20 protein-coding genes are annotated in these 20926 nt (G+C 70.4%); 12 read left to right on the forward strand and 8 right to left on the reverse strand.

Features of this window, described 5'->3' with window-relative positions:
* Nucleotides 1-35 precede the first annotated feature (35 nt).
* The 3 genes from JIX56_RS34645 to JIX56_RS34655 form a co-directional block, all read right to left on the reverse strand.
* Nucleotides 36-836 (reverse strand): DsbA family protein, encoded by an 801-nt coding sequence (locus JIX56_RS34645; protein ID WP_257546431.1) that lies wholly within the window; start codon nucleotides 834-836, stop codon nucleotides 36-38.
* A gap of 80 nt (nucleotides 837-916) precedes the next feature.
* Complete coding sequence (locus tag JIX56_RS34650; RefSeq protein WP_257546432.1) at nucleotides 917-1603, reverse strand: hypothetical protein; 687 nt, start codon at nucleotides 1601-1603, stop codon at nucleotides 917-919.
* 73 nt (nucleotides 1604-1676) lie between these two features.
* Nucleotides 1677-3002 (reverse strand): DUF2252 domain-containing protein, encoded by a 1326-nt coding sequence (locus JIX56_RS34655; RefSeq protein ID WP_257546433.1) that lies wholly within the window; start codon nucleotides 3000-3002, stop codon nucleotides 1677-1679.
* 205 nt (nucleotides 3003-3207) lie between these two features.
* On the opposite strand from JIX56_RS34655, the gene dnaE reads away from it, so the two are divergent.
* The gene (gene dnaE, locus JIX56_RS34660; RefSeq protein WP_257546434.1) at nucleotides 3208-6747 is read left to right on the forward strand and encodes a DNA polymerase III subunit alpha; all 3540 of its coding nucleotides are present in this window, start codon (nucleotides 3208-3210) and stop codon (nucleotides 6745-6747) included.
* Between the two features lie 117 nt (nucleotides 6748-6864).
* Here dnaE and JIX56_RS34665 read toward each other — a convergent pair whose 3' ends face one another.
* Complete coding sequence (locus tag JIX56_RS34665; protein WP_257546435.1) at nucleotides 6865-7029, reverse strand: hypothetical protein; 165 nt, start codon at nucleotides 7027-7029, stop codon at nucleotides 6865-6867.
* A 242-nt stretch (nucleotides 7030-7271) separates the two neighbouring features.
* On the opposite strand from JIX56_RS34665, the gene JIX56_RS34670 reads away from it, so the two are divergent.
* The 4 genes from JIX56_RS34670 (at nucleotide 7272) to JIX56_RS34685 (ending at nucleotide 11307) form a co-directional block, all read left to right on the forward strand.
* Nucleotides 7272-8489 (forward strand): NYN domain-containing protein, encoded by a 1218-nt coding sequence (locus JIX56_RS34670; RefSeq protein WP_257546436.1) that lies wholly within the window; start codon nucleotides 7272-7274, stop codon nucleotides 8487-8489.
* A gap of 155 nt (nucleotides 8490-8644) precedes the next feature.
* Nucleotides 8645-9670: an ABC transporter ATP-binding protein gene (locus JIX56_RS34675; protein ID WP_257546437.1), complete on the forward strand. Its 1026-nt coding sequence runs from the start codon at nucleotides 8645-8647 to the stop codon at nucleotides 9668-9670.
* Nucleotides 9671-9776: 106 nt separating this feature from the next.
* Nucleotides 9777-10601: an ABC transporter permease gene (locus tag JIX56_RS34680; protein WP_257546438.1), complete on the forward strand. Its 825-nt coding sequence runs from the start codon at nucleotides 9777-9779 to the stop codon at nucleotides 10599-10601.
* A 34-nt stretch (nucleotides 10602-10635) separates the two neighbouring features.
* Nucleotides 10636-11307: a DUF2567 domain-containing protein gene (locus tag JIX56_RS34685; protein WP_257546439.1), complete on the forward strand. Its 672-nt coding sequence runs from the start codon at nucleotides 10636-10638 to the stop codon at nucleotides 11305-11307.
* A 212-nt stretch (nucleotides 11308-11519) separates the two neighbouring features.
* Here JIX56_RS34685 and ybaK read toward each other — a convergent pair whose 3' ends face one another.
* The 4 genes from ybaK to JIX56_RS34705 form a co-directional block, all read right to left on the reverse strand.
* Complete coding sequence (ybaK, locus tag JIX56_RS34690; RefSeq protein WP_257546440.1) at nucleotides 11520-12020, reverse strand: Cys-tRNA(Pro) deacylase; 501 nt, start codon at nucleotides 12018-12020, stop codon at nucleotides 11520-11522.
* A gap of 17 nt (nucleotides 12021-12037) precedes the next feature.
* On the reverse strand, nucleotides 12038-12778 hold the full coding sequence (locus JIX56_RS34695; protein WP_257546441.1) for an LON peptidase substrate-binding domain-containing protein: 741 nt from the start codon (nucleotides 12776-12778) through the stop codon (nucleotides 12038-12040).
* Nucleotides 12779-12870: 92 nt separating this feature from the next.
* Complete coding sequence (locus JIX56_RS34700; protein WP_257546442.1) at nucleotides 12871-13923, reverse strand: hypothetical protein; 1053 nt, start codon at nucleotides 13921-13923, stop codon at nucleotides 12871-12873.
* 172 nt (nucleotides 13924-14095) lie between these two features.
* Nucleotides 14096-15676 (reverse strand): oxidoreductase, encoded by a 1581-nt coding sequence (locus JIX56_RS34705; protein ID WP_257546443.1) that lies wholly within the window; start codon nucleotides 15674-15676, stop codon nucleotides 14096-14098.
* A gap of 236 nt (nucleotides 15677-15912) precedes the next feature.
* Between JIX56_RS34705 and hisD the strand changes: the two genes are divergently transcribed.
* The 7 genes from hisD to JIX56_RS34740 are packed head-to-tail and all read left to right on the forward strand — an operon-like array spanning nucleotide 15913 to nucleotide 20912.
* Nucleotides 15913-17238, forward strand: a complete 1326-nt coding sequence (gene hisD / locus JIX56_RS34710) for a histidinol dehydrogenase (RefSeq protein ID WP_257546444.1) — start codon at nucleotides 15913-15915, stop codon at nucleotides 17236-17238.
* Complete coding sequence (locus JIX56_RS34715) at nucleotides 17235-18377, forward strand: histidinol-phosphate transaminase (protein ID WP_257546445.1); 1143 nt, start codon at nucleotides 17235-17237, stop codon at nucleotides 18375-18377. The genes hisD and JIX56_RS34715 overlap by 4 nt, the downstream gene beginning before the upstream one ends.
* Nucleotides 18374-18967, forward strand: a complete 594-nt coding sequence (hisB, locus tag JIX56_RS34720) for an imidazoleglycerol-phosphate dehydratase HisB (RefSeq protein WP_257546446.1) — start codon at nucleotides 18374-18376, stop codon at nucleotides 18965-18967. The genes JIX56_RS34715 and hisB overlap by 4 nt, the downstream gene beginning before the upstream one ends.
* The gene (locus tag JIX56_RS34725) at nucleotides 18964-19128 is read left to right on the forward strand and encodes a hypothetical protein (protein WP_257546447.1); all 165 of its coding nucleotides are present in this window, start codon (nucleotides 18964-18966) and stop codon (nucleotides 19126-19128) included. Before hisB ends, JIX56_RS34725 begins: the two co-directional genes overlap by 4 nt.
* Nucleotides 19119-19769 carry an imidazole glycerol phosphate synthase subunit HisH gene (gene hisH / locus JIX56_RS34730; RefSeq protein ID WP_257546448.1) on the forward strand — a complete coding sequence of 217 codons (651 nt, stop codon included), beginning with the start codon at nucleotides 19119-19121 and terminating at the stop codon, nucleotides 19767-19769. The genes JIX56_RS34725 and hisH overlap by 10 nt, the downstream gene beginning before the upstream one ends.
* 2 nt (nucleotides 19770-19771) lie before the next feature.
* Nucleotides 19772-20494, forward strand: a complete 723-nt coding sequence (gene priA, locus JIX56_RS34735; protein WP_257546449.1) for a bifunctional 1-(5-phosphoribosyl)-5-((5-phosphoribosylamino)methylideneamino)imidazole-4-carboxamide isomerase/phosphoribosylanthranilate isomerase PriA — start codon at nucleotides 19772-19774, stop codon at nucleotides 20492-20494.
* Between the two features lie 25 nt (nucleotides 20495-20519).
* On the forward strand, nucleotides 20520-20912 hold the full coding sequence (locus tag JIX56_RS34740) for a RidA family protein (RefSeq protein WP_257546450.1): 393 nt from the start codon (nucleotides 20520-20522) through the stop codon (nucleotides 20910-20912).
* Nucleotides 20913-20926 lie beyond the last annotated feature (14 nt).

Genomic DNA, 20926 nt, shown 5'->3' on the forward strand with positions numbered 1-20926 from the left:
AACTCCGCAGAGTTCGCCCGCACTTCGGCCCAGCGTTACTTGGTGACGCCCGCGTCCTTCAGCGCCGTCTCCCACTCCGCGACCGTGGACGGGTTGGTGATCGCCTTGTCGTTGATCTTGATGGTCGGGGTCGACTTGACGCCGTCGGCGTCCTCGAAGGACTTGCTCATCTTCATCGCCCAGGCGTCGTAGGTGCCCTTCTTGACGGCGTCCTGGAACTTCTTGTTGTTCTTGAGCGCGTCGACCGTGTCCGCGACCTTGATCAGGTAGCTGTCCTCGGCGAACTCGTCGGTCGACTCCGCCGGGTGGTACTTCGTCGAGTACAGCGCGGTCTTGTAGTCGAGGAAGGCCTCGGGGCTGACGTTCAGGGCGGCGCCGAGCGCGCTCAGCGCGTTCTTCGAGCCCTCGCCGCCGAGGTTGCCGTCGAGGAAGGTGCCGATCGTGAAGGAGAGCTTGTAGTCGCCGTCCTCCATGCCCTTGTCGACGGTCTCGCCGACGGTCTGCTCGAAGCTGGCGCAGGCCGGGCAGCGCGGGTCCTCGTACAGGTGAACGACGTTGTCGGTCTTGGAATCGCCGATCAGCACGGTGGTGCCGTTCTTGCCCGAGGTGTTGGCCGGGGCGACCACCGTGGCGGCGGCGGCCTCCTCCCACTTGGTGGGCTTGTTGTTCTGGACGACGGCGTAGCCGATGCCGCCGGCTATCGCGAGGACCGCGACGATCGAGGACGCCACGATCGCCTGCCGCCTGACCTTGGCGCGCCTGGCCTGACGCTCGCGCTCCAGGCGCAGCCGCTCACGGGCCGCCGACTTCGCTTCCTTGCTGTTCCGCTTGCTCATGCGGGTGGACTCCCTCGGGGACGCGCACACGCCGTGCGCGGGATACGTGTGGTGGGGACTTGCTCGTGCTCAGGAAGGGGTCACGCGAAGGTGACCGAGCACGGCGGTCCACGCCGTCCGAGGGAGTGCGAGTGGAGGAGGGTTCGGGCGGTGGCCGTACGGTGCGCGGTGCGCGTCGGCCGGTGCTCCGCCGGGGCGGGCCGCACCATGACCGCGGCGACCGCGATCAGCAGCGGGCGGAAGCCGGCGGCGACCGCGGCGTCCAGCAGCCGGGCCAGAGCCCGCTCGCCGCGCCGCAGCCAGGCGGCGGCCATCAGGCCCACGCCGATGTGCGCGGCGAGCAGCAGCCAAACGGCGGCCGGGCCGGCGCCCGCCAGCAGGGTGGCCGTCCGCTCGGAGTCGCCGGTGACCCGCGCCAGCGGGGCGCCCACACTGCCGCCGCCGCACAGCATGTCCAGCCCGACCTGGCGCAGCGGACCCGTGACCGGGCCGCCCGCCTCGCCGTAACAGGCGTGCTGGCCCGCCGTGAACACCGTGTCGGCGGCCAGCTCCAGCGGGATCAGCACACCGGCGATCCGGCCGAAGCCGCGCTCACGGCCGGCCAGCGCGTACGAGACGACGAAGACGGCGGCGGTGATCGCGGCGACGGTGGTCAGCGGCAGCGGGACCCCGGACAGCAGCACGTGCGACGCGGTGCCGAGCGTCACGACGACCGCCGTGAACAGCGCCGCGCGTACGGCTCTGAAGTGGGTCCCGGATATGTCCATGGCGTTGGAGAGTCTCCCACGTACGCCCGTAAGGGACCGCTAAAAGGTCCCTGTGAGTGGGCGATACCTACCTCTACAGGCCGGGGATCCGGCCGTTGCGGAACAGGTCGACGAAGATCTGGTGGTCCGCACGCGCGCGTGCGCCGTACGCGTGCGCGAAGTCCACCAGGAGCGGGGCGAAGCCGTCCTCGTCGGCCGCGATCGCCGCGTCGATGGCCCGCTCCGTGGAGAACGGCACCAGGGACTGCCCGGTCAGGTCGTCCGCCGCCGCGTGCATCGTGGCCGTGGCCCGGCCGAGGTCGGCGACGACCGCCGCGATCTCCTCCGGGTCGTCGATGTCGCTCCAGTCCAGGTCCACCGCGTACGGCGACACCTCGGCGACTAGCTGGCCCGCGCCGTCCAGCTCGGTCCAGCCCAGCCACGGGTCGGCGTGCGCCTGGAGGGCGCGCTGGGAGATCACCGTGCGGTGGCCCTCGTGCTCGAAGTAGTCACGGATCCGCTGGTCGGTGATGTGGCGGGAGACGGCCGGGGTCTGGGCCTGCTTGATGTAGATCACGACGTCGTTCTCCAGGGCGTCGCTCTGCCCCTCCAGCAGGATGTTGTACGACGGCAGCCCCGCCGAGCCGATGCCGATGCCCCGGCGGCCGACGACGTCCTTCACGCGATATGAGTCGGGGCGGGTCAGCGAGGACTCCGGGAGCGTCTCCAGATAGCCGTCGAAGGCGGCCAGCACCTTGTAGCGGGTCGCCGCGTCCAGCTCGATGGAGCCGCCGCCCGGCGCGAAGCGGCGCTCGAACTCCCGGATCTCCGTCATCGAGTCCAGCAGCCCGAAGCGGGTCAGCGAGCGGGCGTCGCGCAGCGCGTCCAGGAGGGGGCCCTGGGCGGTGTCCAGCGTGAAGGGAGGCACCTCGTCCCGCTTGGCGCCGGCCGCTATGGCGTGGATCCGCTCGCGGTAGGCGGCCGCGTAGGTCTCCACCAGTTCGGTGATCTGCTCGTCGCTGAGCGCCTTCGCGTACCCGATGAGCGCCACGGAGGCGGCGAAGCGCTTCAGGTCCCAGGTGAAGGGGGCGACGTACGCCTCGTCGAAGTCGTTCACGTTGAAGATCAGGCGGCCCGTGGAGTCCATGTACGTGCCGAAGTTCTCCGCGTGCAGGTCGCCGTGGATCCACACGCGCGAGGTGCGCTCGTCGAGGTACGGGCCGGGCGCCTTCTCCTCGTCGAGGTCGTGGTAGAAGAGGCACGCCGTGCCCCGGTAGAACGCGAAGGCCGAGGCCGCCATCTTCCGGAACTTCACGCGGAACGCGGCCGGGTCGGCGGCCAGGAGCCGGCCGAACGCGGTGTCGAAGACGGCGAGGATCTCCTCGCCGCGTCGCTCGTCGTCGAGCTGCGGAACCGACATCGCTGGGTGCCTCCTGCTGGATCACGGGTGGGTCGGCTTTTCAACGTCCGAAGGTACGCGGGAGTGCCCGCGACTCCTCCCTGAAAGGTACGGGGGAGCGCCCTCACGGTGTCAGTCCCGAGGCATAGACTTCGACGCTGTCCCCCAGACTGTCCGCAGCCCGTGGGGCAGTCGTTCACGTCTGTTTCCCTTGGAGGCCGAAGCCGTGTCAAAGCCGCCGTTCACGCACCTGCACGTCCACACCCAGTACTCGCTGCTGGACGGTGCCGCGCGGCTCAAGGACATGTTCAACGCGTGCAACGAGATGGGCATGACCCATATCGCCATGTCCGACCACGGCAACCTCCACGGGGCGTACGACTTCTTCCACTCCGCGAAGAAGGCCGGCGTCACCCCGATCATCGGCATCGAGGCGTACGTCGCCCCCGAGTCCCGGCGCAACAAGCGCAAGATCCAATGGGGCCAGCCGCACCAGAAGCGGGACGACGTGTCCGGTTCGGGTGGTTACACGCACAAGACCATCTGGGCGTACAACAGGACGGGCCTGCACAACCTCTTCAAGCTCTCCTCGGACGCGTACGCCGAGGGCTGGCTGCAGAAGTGGCCCCGGATGGACAAGGAGACCATCTCCCAGTGGTCCGAGGGGCTCATCGCCTCCACGGGCTGCCCGTCCGGCGAGTTGCAGACCCGGCTGCGCCTCGGCCAGTTCGACGAGGCGGTGAAGGCGGCCGCCGAGTACCAGGACATCTTCGGCAAGGACCGCTACTTCCTGGAGCTGATGGACCACGGCATCGACATCGAGCACCGGGTCCGTGAGGACCTGCTCCGGGTCGGCAAGAAGCTCGGCATCCCGCCGCTGGTCACGAACGACTCGCACTACACGTACGCGCACGAGGCGAACGCCCACGACGCCCTGCTGTGCATCCAGACCGGCAAGAACATCTCCGACCCGGACCGCTTCAAGTTCGACGGCACCGGCTACTACCTGAAGTCCACCGACGAGATGTACGCCATCGACTCCTCGGACGCCTGGCAGGAGGGCTGCGCCAACACCCTGCTGGTCGCCGAGCAGATCGACACCACCGGCATGTTCGAGGCCAGGAACCTCATGCCGAAGTTCGACATCCCCGACGGCTACACCGAGGTCACCTGGTTCCAGGAGGAGGTCCGCCGCGGCATGGCCCGCCGCTTCCCCGGCGGCGTCCCCGAGGACCGCCAGAAGCAGGCCGAGTACGAGATGGACGTCATCATCCAGATGGGGTTCCCGGGGTACTTCCTCGTGGTCGCCGACTTCATCATGTGGGCCAAGAGCCAGGGCATCGCGGTCGGTCCCGGCCGTGGTTCCGCCGCCGGTTCGATCGTGGCGTACGCCATGGGCATCACCGACCTCGACCCGATCCCGCACGGTCTGATCTTCGAGCGGTTCCTCAACCCCGAGCGCGTCTCCATGCCCGATGTCGACATCGACTTCGACGAGCGCCGGCGCGTCGAGGTGATCAGGTACGTGACGGAGAAGTACGGCGCCGACAAGGTCGCCATGATCGGCACCTACGGCAAGATCAAGGCGAAGAACGCCATCAAGGACTCCGCGCGCGTGCTGGGCTACCCGTACGCGATGGGCGACCGGCTCACCAAGGCCATGCCCGCCGACGTCCTCGGCAAGGGCATCGACCTGAACGGCATCACGGACCCCTCCCACCCGCGCTACAGCGAGGCCGGCGAGATCCGGTCGATGTACGAGAACGAACCGGATGTGAAGAAGGTCATCGACACCGCCAAGGGCGTCGAGGGCCTGGTCCGGCAGATGGGTGTGCACGCGGCCGGCGTGATCATGTCCAGCGAGCCCATCGTCGACCACGCACCGATCTGGGTGCGGCACACCGACGGCGTGACCATCACCCAGTGGGACTATCCCCAGTGCGAGTCGCTCGGCCTGCTGAAGATGGACTTCCTGGGCCTGCGCAACCTCACGATCATGGACGACGCCATCAAGATGGTGAAGGCCAACAAGGGCATCGACCTGGAGATGCTCGCCCTCCCGCTGGACGACCCCAAGACCTTCGAACTGCTCTGCCGCGGTGACACCCTCGGCGTCTTCCAGTTCGACGGCGGCCCCATGCGCTCGCTGCTCCGCCAGATGCAGCCCGACAACTTCGAGGACATCTCCGCCGTCTCGGCCCTCTACCGGCCGGGTCCGATGGGCATGAACTCGCACATCAACTACGCCGAGCGCAAGAACGGCCGCCAGGAGATCACACCGATCCACAAGGAGCTGGAGGAGCCGCTCCAGGAGGTCCTCGCGGTCACCTACGGCCTGATCGTCTACCAGGAGCAGGTGCAGAAGGCCGCCCAGATCATCGCCGGGTACTCGCTCGGCGAGGCCGACATCCTCCGCCGGGTGATGGGTAAGAAGAAGCCCGACGAACTGGCGAAGAACTTCACCATCTTCCAGGCCGGCGCCCAGAAGAACGGCTACAGCGACGAGGCCATCCAGGCCCTGTGGGACGTACTGGTCCCCTTCGCCGGCTACGCCTTCAACAAGGCCCACTCCGCCGCGTACGGACTGGTCTCGTACTGGACGGCTTACCTCAAGGCCAACTACCCGGCCGAGTACATGGCCGCGCTGCTCACCTCGGTCAAGGACGACAAGGACAAGTCGGCGGTCTACCTCAACGAGTGCCGGCGCATGCGCATCAAGGTGCTCCCGCCGAACGTCAACGAGTCGGAGCACAACTTCGCCGCGCAGGGCGACGACGTCATCCTCTTCGGCCTCGAAGCCGTGCGCAACGTCGGTACGAACGTGGTCGAGTCGATCATCCGCAGCCGCAAGGCCAAGGGGAAGTACGCCTCCTTCCCGGACTACCTCGACAAGGTCGAGGCGGTCGCCTGCAACAAGCGCACCACGGAGTCGCTGATCAAGGCGGGCGCGTTCGACACGATGGGGCACACCCGCAAGGGCCTCACCGCGCACTTCGACTCGATGATCGACAACGTGGTCGCGGTCAAGCGCAAGGAGGCCGAGGGGCAGTTCGACCTCTTCGGCGGCATGGGCGAGGAGCAGAGCGACGAGCCGGGCTTCGGCCTCGACGTGGAGTTCACCACCGAGGAGTGGGAGAAGACCTATCTGCTCGCCCAGGAGCGGGAGATGCTCGGTCTCTACGTCTCCGACCACCCGCTCTTCGGCCTGGAGCACGTGCTGTCCGACAAGGCCGACGCGGGCATCGCCCAGCTCACCGGCGGTGAGCACGCGGACGGCGCGGTCGTCACCATCGGCGGCATCATCTCCGGTCTCCAGCGCAAGATGACCAAGCAGGGCAACGCCTGGGCCATCGCCACCGTGGAGGACCTCGCCGGTTCCATCGAGTGCATGTTCTTCCCGGCGACCTACCAGCTCGTCTCGACCCAACTCGTCGAGGACGCGGTCGTGTTCGTGAAGGGCCGCCTCGACAAGCGCGAGGAGGTGCCGCGGCTGGTCGCGATGGAGATGCAGGTCCCCGACCTGTCGAACGCGGGCACCAACGCACCGGTGATCCTCACCATCCCGGCCACCCGGGTCACCCCGCCCATGGTCAGCCGGCTCGGTGAGATCCTCAGCCACCACAAGGGCGACAGCGAGGTCCGGATCAGGCTCCAGGGCCCGACCAAGACGACCGTGCTCCGCCTCGACCGGCACCGGGTGAAGCCGGACCCGGCCCTGTTCGGCGACCTGAAGGTGCTGCTCGGCCCGTCCTGCCTGGCGGGCTGAGCAGACCCCCCGACAGGCCCGGGCCGGGCCGACGGGCGTGAACGCGCGAGGGGCGCATCCGGTGTTCCGGGTGCGCCCCTCGGTGTACGTGGGCTGCAACAGCCCGTTGTGCGGATGTCAGTTGTGACCGAAGCGCTTCTGCCGGCTCTTGTGGGCCATGTCGCCGGGTGTCACGTGGGACGCGCGCTGCTCGGTCTGCGACTCCAACGAGGCCCGCTGGGTCTCCTGCTGACCATGCTCGGACTGCGGCTGCTTGCGGTCCTGCTTCTTGTTCTTGGCCATGGTGCTCGCCTCCTGTGGGGGATCTGGGGGCCAGGGCCGCGACCAGACTCACATAGCGCGAGAAGGCGCGCATTTCGGAAAATCACCGTCCGTGACGAGAGTTGTCGGAGTGTGCACCGCGTCGAAGGCCGCTTACGGCGCATACGCCACGCCGAAGATCGAGTTCCGGCCGTTAACCTCCGCGCAGTCGGGCAGACTCGAAGGAAGCCCCAAGCAAACCTCCCGGAAAGAGGGTGGATCGAGTGGACCGCTGCATCGTCCTGGTGGACGCCGGGTATCTGCTCGGCGCGGCCGCCAGCCTCCTCGCCGGGGAACCGTCCCGATCCCGGATCACCGTCGATCACTCCGCCCTCATCCAGGGACTGCGCGAGCGCGCCGAGGCCGACACCGAGCGGCCGTTGCTGCGCATCTACTGGTTCGACGGCGCCCCCGACCGCGTCCCGCAGCCCGAGCACCGCAGGCTGCGGGTGATGCCCCGGGTGACCGTACGGCTGGGCGCGCTGACCCGGAGCGACGGGCGGTGGGCGCAGAAGGGCGTGGACGCCGCCATGCACGCCGAGCTGACCGAGCTGGCCCGCAACCGCGCCTGCTCCGACGTGGTCCTGGTGACCGGCGACGGGGATCTGCTGCCGGGCATGATGGCCGCCAAGGAGCACGGCGTCGCCGTACATCTGTGGGCCGTGCAGGCGGCCGACGGTGACTACAACCAGTCCGAGGACCTGGTCGCCGAGGCCGACGAGCGGCGCGTGCTCGACCGGATGTGGATCACCAAGGCCGTACGGGCCAAGGAGATCGGCGGGATCTGCGCGCCGCAGCCGGTGCCGCGGCCGGAGATCGCCGCGATCCTGTCGGCGCCGCTGCCCGAGTCCGCCCTCGCGGCCGCCGCCGAGCGGCCTGCCCAGGAGCCCGAGCCGGCGCCTGCGGGGCGCAACGGGACCGAGGAGCGGGTACCGGCGGCGGGCAAGGGCGTACCGACACCTAAGGATCTCGCCGCCATGCGGGCGCCCGGGGCGCCCGCGGTGCAGCATCCGGCGACCGCGACGCTGCGGTGGTCCTCCGACAAGGGGTGGGTGGACCGGCCCGGAGGTGCGGCGGAGCCGCCGGAGGCGGCGGCGATGCCGACGCTGGCACAGCTGACGACGGCGGAGCAGCGGTGGGCCGATCGGGAGGAGGACATCACGACGGTGGGGGGTGATCCCTTTGAGGTCGGGCAGGTGTTCGCTCGGCGGTGGATGGCCCGGCTGACCGATCAGTCCCACTTGCAGAAGCTGTCGGGGATGTATCCGAGGGTGCCGCATCGGGTGGACGGTGAGTTGTTGCGGTATGCGGCTCGGTTCGGGTTGCTGGCGCACAAGGATGATCAGATCGATGAGCATGATCGGTACGCGATCAGGGCCGGGTTCTGGCGGGAGATCGATGTGCGTACGGGGGCCGAGCATGTACCGGCGGGGGAGCGGTAGGCGCCTGATAGCTCGGGCCTGCCTGTTTGTGCGAGTGTCGGCCGAATGTGGCTGGTCGCGCCCACGCGGCGGAGCCGCACATGTAACAGCCCCGCGCCCCTGAAGGGGCGACCCGGGGGTAATTGGGTGCCCGGGACCCCGTAGGCTCAACCCTCGTGAGTACGCGTACGGCACAGGCGATCCGGCACCGTCGGGATGTCGTGTGTGCTGTGCGGGGGCTCACCAAGACGTATCCGGCGACGCGGGGGCGGCGGGGCACGCCGGCGACTCCCGAGGTGCGGGCCAATGACGCGGTCGCGCTGGAGGTCCGGCGCGGGGAGATCTTCGGGCTGCTCGGACCCAACGGGGCGGGCAAGACCACGCTCGTACGGCAGCTGACCGGGCTGATGCGGCCCGATGACGGCACCGTCGAGATTCTGGGCCATGACATCGTGCGGCACCCGGAGCGGGCGTCGCGGATCCTGGCCTATCTGGGCCAGGAGTCGACCGCTCTCGACGAACTGACCGTCGCGCTCGCCGCGGAGACCACCGGGCGGCTGCGCGGCCTGGAGGTACGGCGGGCGCGGGCCGAGCGGGACGCCGTGCTGGAGGAGTTGGGGCTGACCGCGCTCGCCTCGCGGCCGCTGAAGAAGCTCTCCGGCGGGCAGCGGAGGCTCGCCTGTTTCGCCACGGCGCTCGTCGGGGAGCGGCCGCTGCTCGTGCTCGACGAGCCGACCAGCGGCATGGACCCGGTGGCCCGGCGGGCCGTGTGGGCCGCCGTCGACCGGCGGCGGGCCGAGTCCGGCACCACGGTCCTGCTGGTCACCCACAACGTCATCGAGGCCGAGACCGTGCTCGACCGGGTCGCCGTCCTCGACAAAGGGCGCGTCATCGCCTGCGACACCCCGGCCGGCCTGAAGGAGCAGGTCGCGGGCGAGGTGCGCGTCGAGCTGGTGTGGCGCGAGAAGGCCCCGCTGGACGTGCCCGAGGTCGCCGCGCTGCGCCCGCGTGCCGTGGAGTCCGGCCGCCGCTGGACGCTCCGGCTCGCACCGGAGGAGGCGCGCGCGGTGGTGGCCACGGTGACCGGGGGCGCCGCCTTCGTGGCGCTCGACGACTTCACGCTCGCGACGCCCAGCCTGGAGGACGTCTACCTGGCGCTCGGCGGCAGCGCGGGCAGCGCACAGGGACTGGTCAAGGGGTGAGGGACGCGGGCGTGAGCCGGAGAACAGTCGGTGCGGGTGTGAACGGCAGGGCTGCCGCAGCCGTACGACAATGGGCGACAGCCGAAGCGAAGAGGAGCAGCTCGACGTGAGTGTCGTACCCGCCGAGATCCTGCCGGGCAGCGCCCTGGCCGTAGAGGAGCGCGTGGAGCGCGGAGCCGCCGAGCTCGGGCCCCGCGCGCGCCTGTGGCCCTCGCTCTGCGCGGTGTACCGGGCGCAGCTCTCCCGGGCGCGGGTCGCGCGGATCCCGCTGCTGTTCGTGGCCACCTTCCAGTCGATCGGGATCATGATCCTGATGCGCGGTGTGGTGGACGGCGGGGCCGAGGCCCGCGCGGTGGTCGCCGGTTCGGCGGTGCTCGTCGTCGCCTTCGTCGCGCTGAACCTGCTGGCCCAGTACTTCGGGCAGCTGCGGTCGAGTGGTGGCCTGGATCATTACGCGACCCTGCCTGTGCCGCCCGCGGCCGTGGTGCTGGGCGCCGCCGGCGCGTACGCCTCCTTCACCGTTCCCGGCACCGTGGTGACCGCCGTGTTCGGCTGTGTGCTCTTCGGGCTCCCGCTGACGCACCTCTGGGTGCTCGCCGCCGTGATCCCGCTCGCCGGGGCCGCGCTCGCCGGGCTGGGCGCCGCCCTGGGCCTGCTCGCCCCGCGCCCGGAGCTCGCCACCGTGCTCGGGCAGCTGGGCATGTCGGCGGCGCTGCTGCTGGGTGTGCTGCCGGCCGACCGGATGCCGGGCTTCATCCAGTTCGCACGGGATCTGCTCCCCTCCACGTACGGCGTGGAGGCGTTCGCGCGGACGTTCGGGCCGAACCCCGACTGGGCGTTCGTGCTCGGCGACCTCGCCGTGTGCGCGGGGGTCGGGGTCGTCTCGCTCGCGGTCGCCACCTGGGCGTACCGTCGGGCCGCCGTCCGGTGACGCGCCGCACAGCCGCGCCTGGCACGATGTCAGAGTGACCGCACCGTTGACTCCCCCTCCGCCGCCGCACCACCAGCCGCCGAACGACCCCTGGGCTCCGCCGCCCACCAGCGGTGGGGGCGTGGGGCATCTCGGGTACGAGCCGGAGAAGCCGTCCGGGCCCGGAATGAAGACCGAGCTGATCGAGGCGGCCGTCGTCACCGTGGTCATGGCGTTGCTCGGGGGCGCGTTGCTCGGCGTGCTGTGGTGGTGGCTCGCGCCGCAGGTGCCGCTCGTCTCCGACGGGTCGGCGGTCTACTTCAGGGACACCGAGGGAGAGCAGGCCGTCGGTGTCGACGGAACGTTCACACTGCTGGCGCTGGGGGCGGGCGCGCTGAGCGCGCTCGTCGTCTTCCTGGTGCGCCGGCGTGGCGGTGTGCCCCTCGTGGTGGCGCTGACCGTCGGTGGGCTGCTGGGGGCCGTGCTGGCGTGGCGGCTCGGGGTGTGGCTCGGGCCCGAGACGGATGTCGCGGCGCGGGCGAAGGAAGTGGGGGAAGGGGTGACGTTCTCGGCGCCGCTGAAGCTCGGTGCGAAGGGGGCGTTGCTGGCGTGGCCGTTGGCGGGGCTGCTGGTCCATCTCGGGCTGACGGCGTTGTTCGGGCCGCGGGATCCCGAGCACTTCGAGCATGAGCAGCCGAAGGACGGGTACGGCTCGCCTGTCGTTTGACGTTCTTTTCGCCCCCGCCGCCCCTACCCGTCCCATCCCCCAGGGGCTGCGCCCCTTCGACCCCCCTCAGGTGAGTTGTTCGGGTGCGGGTGGTATGTGGTTGATCGCGCAGTTCCCCGCGCCCCTTTAGGGGCGCGGGGAACTGCGCGACAAGCCCTCACCCACCCGCACCCGCCGAACAACCCCGGTCCCCGAGCTCTGATGCGCCGGCGTCACACGCGGGCGATGGGCGCGGAGACCGCTTCCGTGAGCTTCAGGAGGTCCTGGGGGGACAGCTCGACCTCCAGGCCGCGGCGGCCGGCCGAGACACAGATCGTGTCGTGGGAGTCGGCCGACGCGTCCAGCACCGTGCGGAGCTTCTTGCGTTGGCCGAGCGGGGAGATGCCGCCCCGGACATAGCCCGTCGTACGCTCCGCGAGCGTGGGGTCGGCCATCGCCGCGCGCTTGCCGCCGACCGCCGTCGCCAGGGACTTCAGGTCCAGCGAACCCGCCACGGGTACGACCGCGACCACGAGCGCGCCGTCCACGTCCGCCACCAGTGTCTTGAAGACCCGCTCGGGGGAGACACCCATCGCCTCGGCCGCCTCCTCGCCGTAGGACGGGTGGGCGGGATCGTGCTCGTATGCGTGGACGGTGAACTCCACGCCCGCCGCCGTCAGGGCCACCGTCGCCGGCGTGCCGCCTGCCTGCTGCTTCTTCGACTTCTTCGCCATCGGCCTTCTCGTGTACGTCAGTTGAGGCTCGTCGGTCCCCGCGTCAGTTCCGCCGCGGGCAACGACGGCAGACTACGGATGATGGCGCTCTCGGCGCGCAGGAGTTTCAGCTCGTCGCGCAGCCGGGACGCGGTGTCGGGAGCCTGGAGAAGCCGCTGCTTGGCGGGCAGGTCGAGCATCATCGCCGCGGCGACCAGGTACGAGACGACGGCCGGCTCGTCCGGGAGGTCCGAGCCCGTCGACAGCGAGCGTTCCCGGGCACCCGCGAGTCGCTTCTGGTACTGGCGGAACGCCCGCAGCACACCCTCCGCGAGCGCGCCCGCCTCGTCACCGGCCTCCTCCGGCAGCTCCTCCAGATCCGCCACGAGGAACGGGCCCGAGGTGTCCACAGAGAGCAGGCGCACACGGGTGGTACCGGTCGCGAGGACCTCGTACGTGCCGTTGTCGCGCTCCCGGATGGTCGCCGCGTCCGCGATGCAGCCCACGGAGTGGAACGCCTTGGTCGGCTCGTCGCCGAAGCCGGCGGTCGGGCCACGGTCCGGCAGAGCGGTCGGATCCGGCATGCCGGGTGCGCTCGGCGCGACCTCGTGGCCGTCCCGGATGGCGACGACGGCGAAGCGGCGGGGTTGGTCCTCGGGGGTCTTCAGCAATTCGCGCATCATGGCGCGATAGCGCTCCTCGAAGATGTTCAGAGGAAGCACGAGCCCCGGGTACAACACCGAGTTCAGGGGGAAGAGCGGCAGCCGGACGGTGGTCACGAGGCCAGAGCCTAATGGTCGCCGGGGCGCGCGCGTTCGTCCGTACTCGTTTGGTGACCTCCGAGGAGACCTGTCCTTCGGCCCGCGCAGACCTATCCTTCGGTCCGCGGAGGCCTCCTGGGCTTCTCCGGCCGTGCGCGCAGCGGGATCGAGCACGCCACTTCCAGCCGTACGCCGTCCCGCAGCTCGAGGAATTGGCCCAGCGGATCGTCCGAGACCCGGTCCCAGGGGAACGACGTGGCGTACGGGCCGATCATGCGCAGTTGGGCCAGGGCGTCCGGCCAGCGCTCCAGGCGGACCAGGACGTACGTCAGGAGGTTGCGGACCTCGGCCGGCCAGGGGTCGCCGGGCTCGTACTCGGCGGAGAGCGCGATCGCGCCGTCCGCCGCCGCGTCCAGGCGGGCACGGGGAGCCACGGCCCCGCCGCCCTCGGTGAGGTACGCGAAGGCCGCCCGGACCGGCAGGGCCCGGACGAGGGAGCCGGGGAGCGCGTCCTCGGCGGCCCGCTCGGCGAAGTCGAAGCACTCGCGGTGCGAGCACCGGGTGGTGTGGGGGGTGTTCCCCCACCGGGCACAGCAGGCGGCCGCGAGGTACTTCAGGGCCGAGACATGGCAGCCGTAGTGGTGCGGGGAGCGGCGGACCGCCTCCGCCCACAGCTGTTCGAAACCGGTGTGGCCGAGGCCCGTACCCCGGGCGTGGTCGAGGGCGATCCGCCAGGGCACCGGGTCGCGTGGTTCGCCCTCGGCGGCCGCGGCGATCAGCGGGCCCACCTCGCGCAGCAGTTCGACCCGGGCGGGGGAGTGCCAGCCGCGGGCCACCGCCAGCTCGGCCTTGATCAGCAGGAGGTCCGGGTCGTGCGGGGTGGCCGCCTGCCAGGCCCGCAGCCACTCGTCGCGCGCGTGGGCGAAGGCGGCGAGCCGCAGCGCGTATCGGTCGCGGTTCTCCCACTCGGCAGCCTCCCGGGTGGTCGCCAGCAGCTTCGCCGCGGGCTCGTACTCACCACGGCCGGCCGCCACCAGCGCGGGGCCGAGGCGCTCGTCGGGGGCGTCGAGCAGGACCTCGTCGTCGGCGGGCAGACCGGCGGCGAGCCGTGACGTGTGGCGTGCCATCCGGGCGGTACGGACGAGCGCACGCAGCGGACCCATGACACCCCTTCGCGCCTGACCCGGTCCGCTCTCGCGGACCGGTGTTCACCGTCGTGGTTTCGCAGTTGATGGTTTCGGTACGAAGACGGCGGGAGGGCGGGTCAGGTTGTGTGCTGCCAGGTCACGGTCCGGATCGCTGATCAGGAGGTGCTCAGTTCCTGCCCGGAGCTGATCAGTTTCTGCTCAGGAGCCGCGTGGCCCCCGCCGCCACCGTCGTCGCGAGGATCCACCCCAGGATGATCACCACCGCGGCCAGCCACTGCCAGCCGCCCCGCAGCTGCCAGTAGCCGACCTGGCCGAGATCGATGACCGGCAGCAGCAGATCCAGCGCGAACAGGGACGGACTCCAGTTCGGATGCTCGCCGCTCTTCATCGGCGGATGGTGCGCGTGCGAGAAGGCGTACGAGGTCAGCGCCCACAGCACCGCCATCCACACCGCGGCCCGACCCGGCCGGTACCCGTACGCGACCGTCCAGTCCTGCACGTAACCCCAGAACTTGGCGGCGAGCGGCAGGTTCTCCCGCCGGTGGCGCTGCTTGGCGAGGAGCACCTCGCGGGCGCCCTCGTCGTCTCCGCCGGCCCGCAGCACGGTCGCCAGCCGCTCGTACGGCTCCGGGCTGTACTCGGCGGTCGCCGCCGCCACCCACTCCAGCCGTTCGGCCAGCGGAAACTGGCCGCGCGGTACGAGCGTCTCGTACTGGAAGCCGCCCATGTGGAGGTTGCCGGGGCCGGGCCAGCTCTCCGACTTGTCGATCAGGACGCCGACGCGGGCGCCGGACAGGACGACCTTGCCGCGCTCCGGCTTCTCGCCGAGGAAGCGCAGCTCGGGCACCTGGACGCGGCGCAGGGACAGCTCCTGTTCGTCCGTGAAGGTGAACCGGGCCCGCTCCAGGTCGACGGAGTCGCCGAACCGCCCGTCGTCCAGCCGGATCCCGCCCTGGCACTCGAACCGCTGGACCCGGGTGCCGCGCGCGGGCGTGCTGCCGCTGGTGAGCAGCGGATTGCCGATGCCTGCCGGGGTCAGATAGAGGGTGCGTTCGACGGTCAGCTGGGGCGCGTTGAGGGCGAGGCGGCCGTACGGGTTGGCGAGCCGGCTGCCGCGCAGGCTGAGCGAGGCGCCGACGGTCGCGCCGCGCAGGCTCAGCTCGCCGTGCGACTCCAGCATCTCGGCCTGTACGTCCTGGGCGACGGTCAGCCCGTCGGCGGAGAGCGAGCGGCCGTGCCGGTCGCGGTAGACGACCGCCTGGTTGAGCAGCAGATCGGTGCCGATCTGGGCGTCCGCGAGCCGTACCCCGTTGTGGAACCGGCAGCGCGGCAGATGCAGATCGCCCTCCGTGTGCAGCCGGGCCGCCTCCAGGCGCGGCACCGAGCAGTCCACGAGCCGTACGGTCGTGAACCGAGCCTCCGGCAGCAGGATCTCCTTCTCGAACCGGCAGCCCTTCATCTCCACGTACGGCACCACCTGGCCGCCAGCGAGCTCCAGGACATCCTTGATCTGGACGCCGACCAGCTTCAGCGCGGACACCCGGCCGGCCAGCGCGGGCGGCCCGTCCAGCAGCAGCCAGGCCACGATCCGGGCGCGAACGCTGCGCTCGGGCCCCCAGGGGTGGCCGCCGTGCGGATCGTCCACGGCGACGTCCCCGTCACGCAGGTCGTACACGCTGCCGTTGCGGAACGCCTGCCACATACCGGCCTCGGCGGCGGACAGGTCCTCCGGCAGGTCCCCGTCCCGGACGCCGGCACCCTCGCTCACAGCTCTTCCTTCCTCCGTCCTCGGCCACGCACGCGTCGGCTCGTACGCCTGCGGCGCATGGATCGCGTACAGCGCGCACATCGCATGTATCGCACAACTGTTCATGCTGGTGATGCCCGCTGAGTGACGCCCTGAACGCTAGACGTGAAGGTGATCTTCCGGGTTCCCGCGCCGGTCTGTATCAGCCATTGATACGCGCGGACGACGGCCGACGGAGGTCTGAGAGAATTGGGCCCGTGATCTCCCGAATCGATCTGCGCGGCGACGCCCTCCCGGAGGGACCCGCCCTGCGCGACCTGCTGCCCCGAGCCGACTTCGACGTCTCGGCCGCCCTGGAGAAGGTGCGTCCGATCTGCGAGGCCGTTCATCATCGGGGCGACGCGGCGCTGATCGACTTCGCGGAGAAGTTCGACGGCGTACGGCTGAAGTCGGTACGGGTTCCGGCCGAGGCCCTCACGCAGGCCCTGGAGCAGCTCGACCCGGCCGTCCGCGCGGCCCTGGAGGAGTCGATCCGCCGCGCCCGCATCGTCCACCGCGAGCAGCGCCGCACCACGCACACCACCCAGGTCGTCCCCGGCGGCACGGTCACCGAGAAGTGGGTCCCGGTCGAGCGCGTCGGTCTGTACGCCCCGGGCGGCCGGTCGGTGTACCCCTCGTCCGTGATCATGAACGTGGTCCCGGCACAGGAGGCCGGAGTCCCGTCGATCGCTCTCGCCTCCCCGGCGCAGTCCGAGTTCGACGGGCTCCCGCACCCCACGATCCTCGCCGCCTGCGCGCTGCTCGGCGTCGACGAGGTGTACGCGGCCGGTGGCGCCACCGCCGTCGCGATGTTCGCGTACGGCACCGAGTCCTGCCCGCCCGCCAACATGGTCACCGGGCCGGGCAACATCTGGGTGGCCGCCGCCAAGCGGTACTTCACCGGTGTCATCGGCATCGACTCCGAGGCGGGCCCGACCGAGATCGCGGTTCTCGCGGACGACACCGCCGACCCGGTGCACGTCGCCGCCGACCTGATCAGCCAGGCCGAGCACGACCCGCTCGCGGCCGCCGTGCTCGTCACCGACTCCGTCGCCCTCGCCGACGCCGTCGAGAAGGAGCTTCAGCCGCAGGTCGAGGCCAGCAAGCACATCGAGGACCGCATCCGGCCCTCGCTCGCGGGTCGGCAGTCCGCGATCGTCCTGGTCGACGGCGTCGACGAGGGCCTGCGGGTCGTCAACGCGTACGGCGCCGAGCACCTGGAGATCCAGACGGCCCGTCCTCAGGAGGTCGCCGAGCGCGTCGTCAACGCGGGCGCGATCTTCATCGGCCCCTGGGCGCCGGTCTCGCTGGGCGACTACGCGGCCGGCTCCAACCACGTGCTCCCGACCGGCGGCTGCGCCTGCCACTCCTCCGGTCTGTCCGTCCAGTCCTTCCTGCGCGGCATCCACATCGTCGACTACACGAAGGACGCGCTGGCCGAGGTCGCGCACCACGTGGTGACGCTGGCGGAGGCGGAGGACCTGCCCGCGCACGGCGCGGCGATCAAGGCAAGGTTCGGCTGGAAGGTACCTGAGGGCAAGTGAGCGACGTACGTATCGACGATCTCCCCGTACGCGACGAGCTGCGCGGCAAGTCCCCCTACGGCGCGCCCCAACTCGACGTCCCCGTACGGCTGAACACCAACGAGAACCCGTACCCGCTGCCCGACCCGCTGGTCGAGCGGATCACCGAGCGGGTGCGGGAGGCGGCCCGGCACCTCAACCGTTACCCGGACCGGGACGCGGTGGAACTGCGCACGCGGCTCGCCGAGTACCTGACGAACACGTCGGGGCACCAGGTCGGCCTGGCGAACGTCTGGGCGGCCAACGGCTCCAACGAGGTCATCCAGCAGCTCCTGCAGACCTTCGGCGGACCCGGCCGTACGGCCATCGGCTTCGAGCCGTCGTACTCGATGCACGGGCTGATCTCGCGCGGCACGGGCACGGGCTGGATCTCCGGTCCCCGGGGCGACGACTTCACGATCGACCTCCCCGCCGCCGAGAAGGCCATCGCCGAGCACCAGCCGGACGTCGTCTTCATCACCACCCCCAACAACCCCACGGGCAACGCGGTCCCGCCGGAGACCGTCCTCGCGCTGTACGAGGCGGCGCAGGCGGCCAAGCCGTCGATGGTGGTCGTCGACGAGGCGTACATCGAGTTCAGCCACGGTGACTCGCTGCTGCCCCTGCTCGACGGACGGCCGAATCTCGTCGTCTCCCGGACGATGTCCAAGGCCTTCGGCGCGGCAGGTCTGCGCCTCGGCTACCTCGCCGCGCACCCGGCGGTCGTGGACGCGGTCCAGCTCGTACGGCTGCCGTACCACCTCTCCGCCGTCACCCAGGCGACCGCGCTGGCCGCCCTGGAGCACACCGACACGCTCCTCGGCTATGTCGAGCAGTTGAAGACGGAGCGGGACCGGCTGGTCGAGGAACTGCGCGCGATCGGCTACGAGGTGACCGAGTCCGACGCGAACTTCGTGCAGTTCGGCAGGTTCGAGGACGCGCACGAGGTGTGGCGGAAGATCCTCGACCGGGGCGTCCTGGTCCGGGACAACGGCGTACCGGGATGGCTGCGCGTCACCGCCGGAACTCCCGCCGAGAACGACGCGTTCCTCGACGCGGTACGTGAACTAGTGAGCCTTGTGGGGGACACCCCCACGCCCCCGAAGGAGCAGAGCGCATGAGCCGTGTTGGACGCGTGGAGCGGACGACCAAGGAGACGTCGGTCCTCGTCGAGATCAATCTCGACGGCACCGGCAGGACGGAGATCTCCACCGGGGTCGGCTTCTACGACCACATGCTCGACCAGCTCGGCCGGCACGGTCTGTTCGACCTGACCGTGAAGACCGACGGCGACCTGCACATCGACTCCCACCACACCATCGAGGACACCGCCCTCGCGCTGGGCGCCGCCTTCAAGCAGGCCCTCGGCGACAAGGTGGGCATCTACCGCTTCGGCAACTGCACGGTCCCGCTGGACGAGTCCCTCGCCCAGGTCACCGTCGACCTCTCCGGCCGCCCCTACCTCGTGCACACCGAGCCCGAGAAGATGGCGCCGATGATCGGCGAGTACGACACCACGATGACCCGGCACATCCTGGAGTCCTTCGTCGCCCAGGCCCAGATCGCGCTGCACGTGCACGTGCCGTACGGGCGCAACGCGCACCACATCGTCGAATGCCAGTTCAAGGCGCTGGCCCGGGCCCTGCGCTACGCGTCCGAGCGCGACCCGCGCGCGGTCGGCATCCTGCCCTCGACGAAGGGCGCGCTGTGAACGGGCTCTCCACCGTCCTGATCGTCGTCGGCCTCTTCCTGGTCGGCGGGATCATCTCGTTCGCCAAGCAGCAGATGCCGAAGAGCCTCATCACGCTGCTGTCGATCGCCGCCGCGATGTGTCTCGTCGCGGGCATCATGAGGCTGGAGGTGTGGAATTGAGCACCGTGTCCAAGAAGGTCGTCGTCTTCGACTACGGCTTCGGGAACGTGAGGTCCGCCGAGCGTGCCCTCGCGCGTACGGGAGCCGAGGTCGAGATAACGCGTGACTTCGACAAGGCCATGAACGCCGACGGGCTGCTGGTGCCCGGCGTCGGCGCCTTCGCCGCCTGTATGAAGGGGCTGAAGGAGGCGCGCGGCGACTGGATCATCGACCGCCGGCTCGCCGGCGGCCGCCCGGTGATGGGCATCTGTGTCGGTATGCAGATCCTCTTCGCACGCGGCATCGAGCACGGCGTGGAGACCGAGGGCCTCGACGAATGGCCCGGCGCCGTCGAGCCGCTCCAGGCCGAGATCGTGCCGCACATGGGCTGGAACACCGTCGAGGCCCCGGCCGGCACGGAACTGTTCGCCGGCCTCGACGCCGACGCCCGTTTCTACTTCGTGCACTCCTACGCCGTCCACGACTGGGCCCTGGAGACGCACAACCCCGCCCTGACCGCGCCCAAGGTCACCTGGTCGACGCACGGCAAGCCCTTCGTGGCGGCCGTGGAGAACGGCGCCCTGTGGGCCACGCAGTTCCACCCCGAGAAGTCCGGCGACGCCGGAGCGCAGCTGCTGACCAACTGGATCGGAACCCTGTAGCCATGGCAAAGCTCGAACTCCTCCCCGCCGTCGACGTCCGTGACGGCCAGGCGGTCCGGCTCGTCCACGGCGAGTCCGGCACGGAGACCTCCTACGGATCGCCTCTGGAGGCCGCCCTCGCCTGGCAGCGCGCGGGCGCCGAGTGGCTGCACCTGGTCGACCTGGACGCCGCGTTCGGCACGGGTGACAACCGTGACCTGGTCGCCGAGGTCACCCGGGCCATGGACATCAAGGTCGAGCTGTCCGGCGGCATCCGGGACGACGCCTCCCTGGCGAAGGCCCTGGCCACCGGCTGCACCCGGGTCAACCTCGGCACCGCCGCCCTGGAGACCCCCGAGTGGGTCGCCAAGGTCATCGCCGAACACGGCGACAAGATCGCGGTCGGCCTCGACGTGAAGGGCACCACCCTGCGCGGCCGTGGCTGGACCCGCGACGGCGGCGACCTCTACGAGACGCTGGAGCGCCTCGACAAGGAGGGCTGCGCCCGCTACGTCGTCACGGACATCGCCAAGGACGGCACCCTCCAGGGCCCGAACCTGGAGCTGCTGAGGAACGTCTGCGCGGCCACCGACCGCCCGGTCGTGGCGTCCGGCGGCGTGTCGTCCCTCGACGACCTGCGGGCCATCGCCGAGTTGGTGCCCCTCGGTGTCGAGGGCTCCATCGTCGGGAAGGCCCTGTACGCGAAGGCGTTCACCCTGGAAGAGGCCCTGGAGGCTGTGTCGTGACTGTCCCGACGATGGATGCGGTGTCATGACGTCCGAAGCCGTGCGGCGTGTACAGAGCGGGAGTCCCTGGGAGGAGGCCTTCGGTTTCGCGCGCGCCGTCGAGGCGGGCGATCGCGTCCTGGTGTCGGGCACCACGGCCTTCAAGGGCGATGTGCTGTACGGGGAGGGCGACCCGTACGAACAGGCCAGGGTGGCCTTCGCCAGCGCGATCGAGGCGCTCGGCGAGTTCGGGCTCGGCGCCGAGTCCGTGATCCGTACGCGGATGTACCTGACACACATGCGGGACGTGGAGGCCGTGGGGCGGGCCCACAAGGAGCTCTTCGACCCGGTGCGTCCGGCCGCGACCCTGCTGGTCGTGGAGGGTTTCGTCGACTCCCGCATCCTTGTCGAAGTAGAAGTCGAAGCATTCAGAGGCTAGGCCTTTTAAGGAGC

Origin of the sequence: Streptomyces sp. CA-210063, from assembly GCF_024612015.1 — a bacterium.
Lineage (GTDB): Bacteria > Actinomycetota > Actinomycetes > Streptomycetales > Streptomycetaceae > Streptomyces.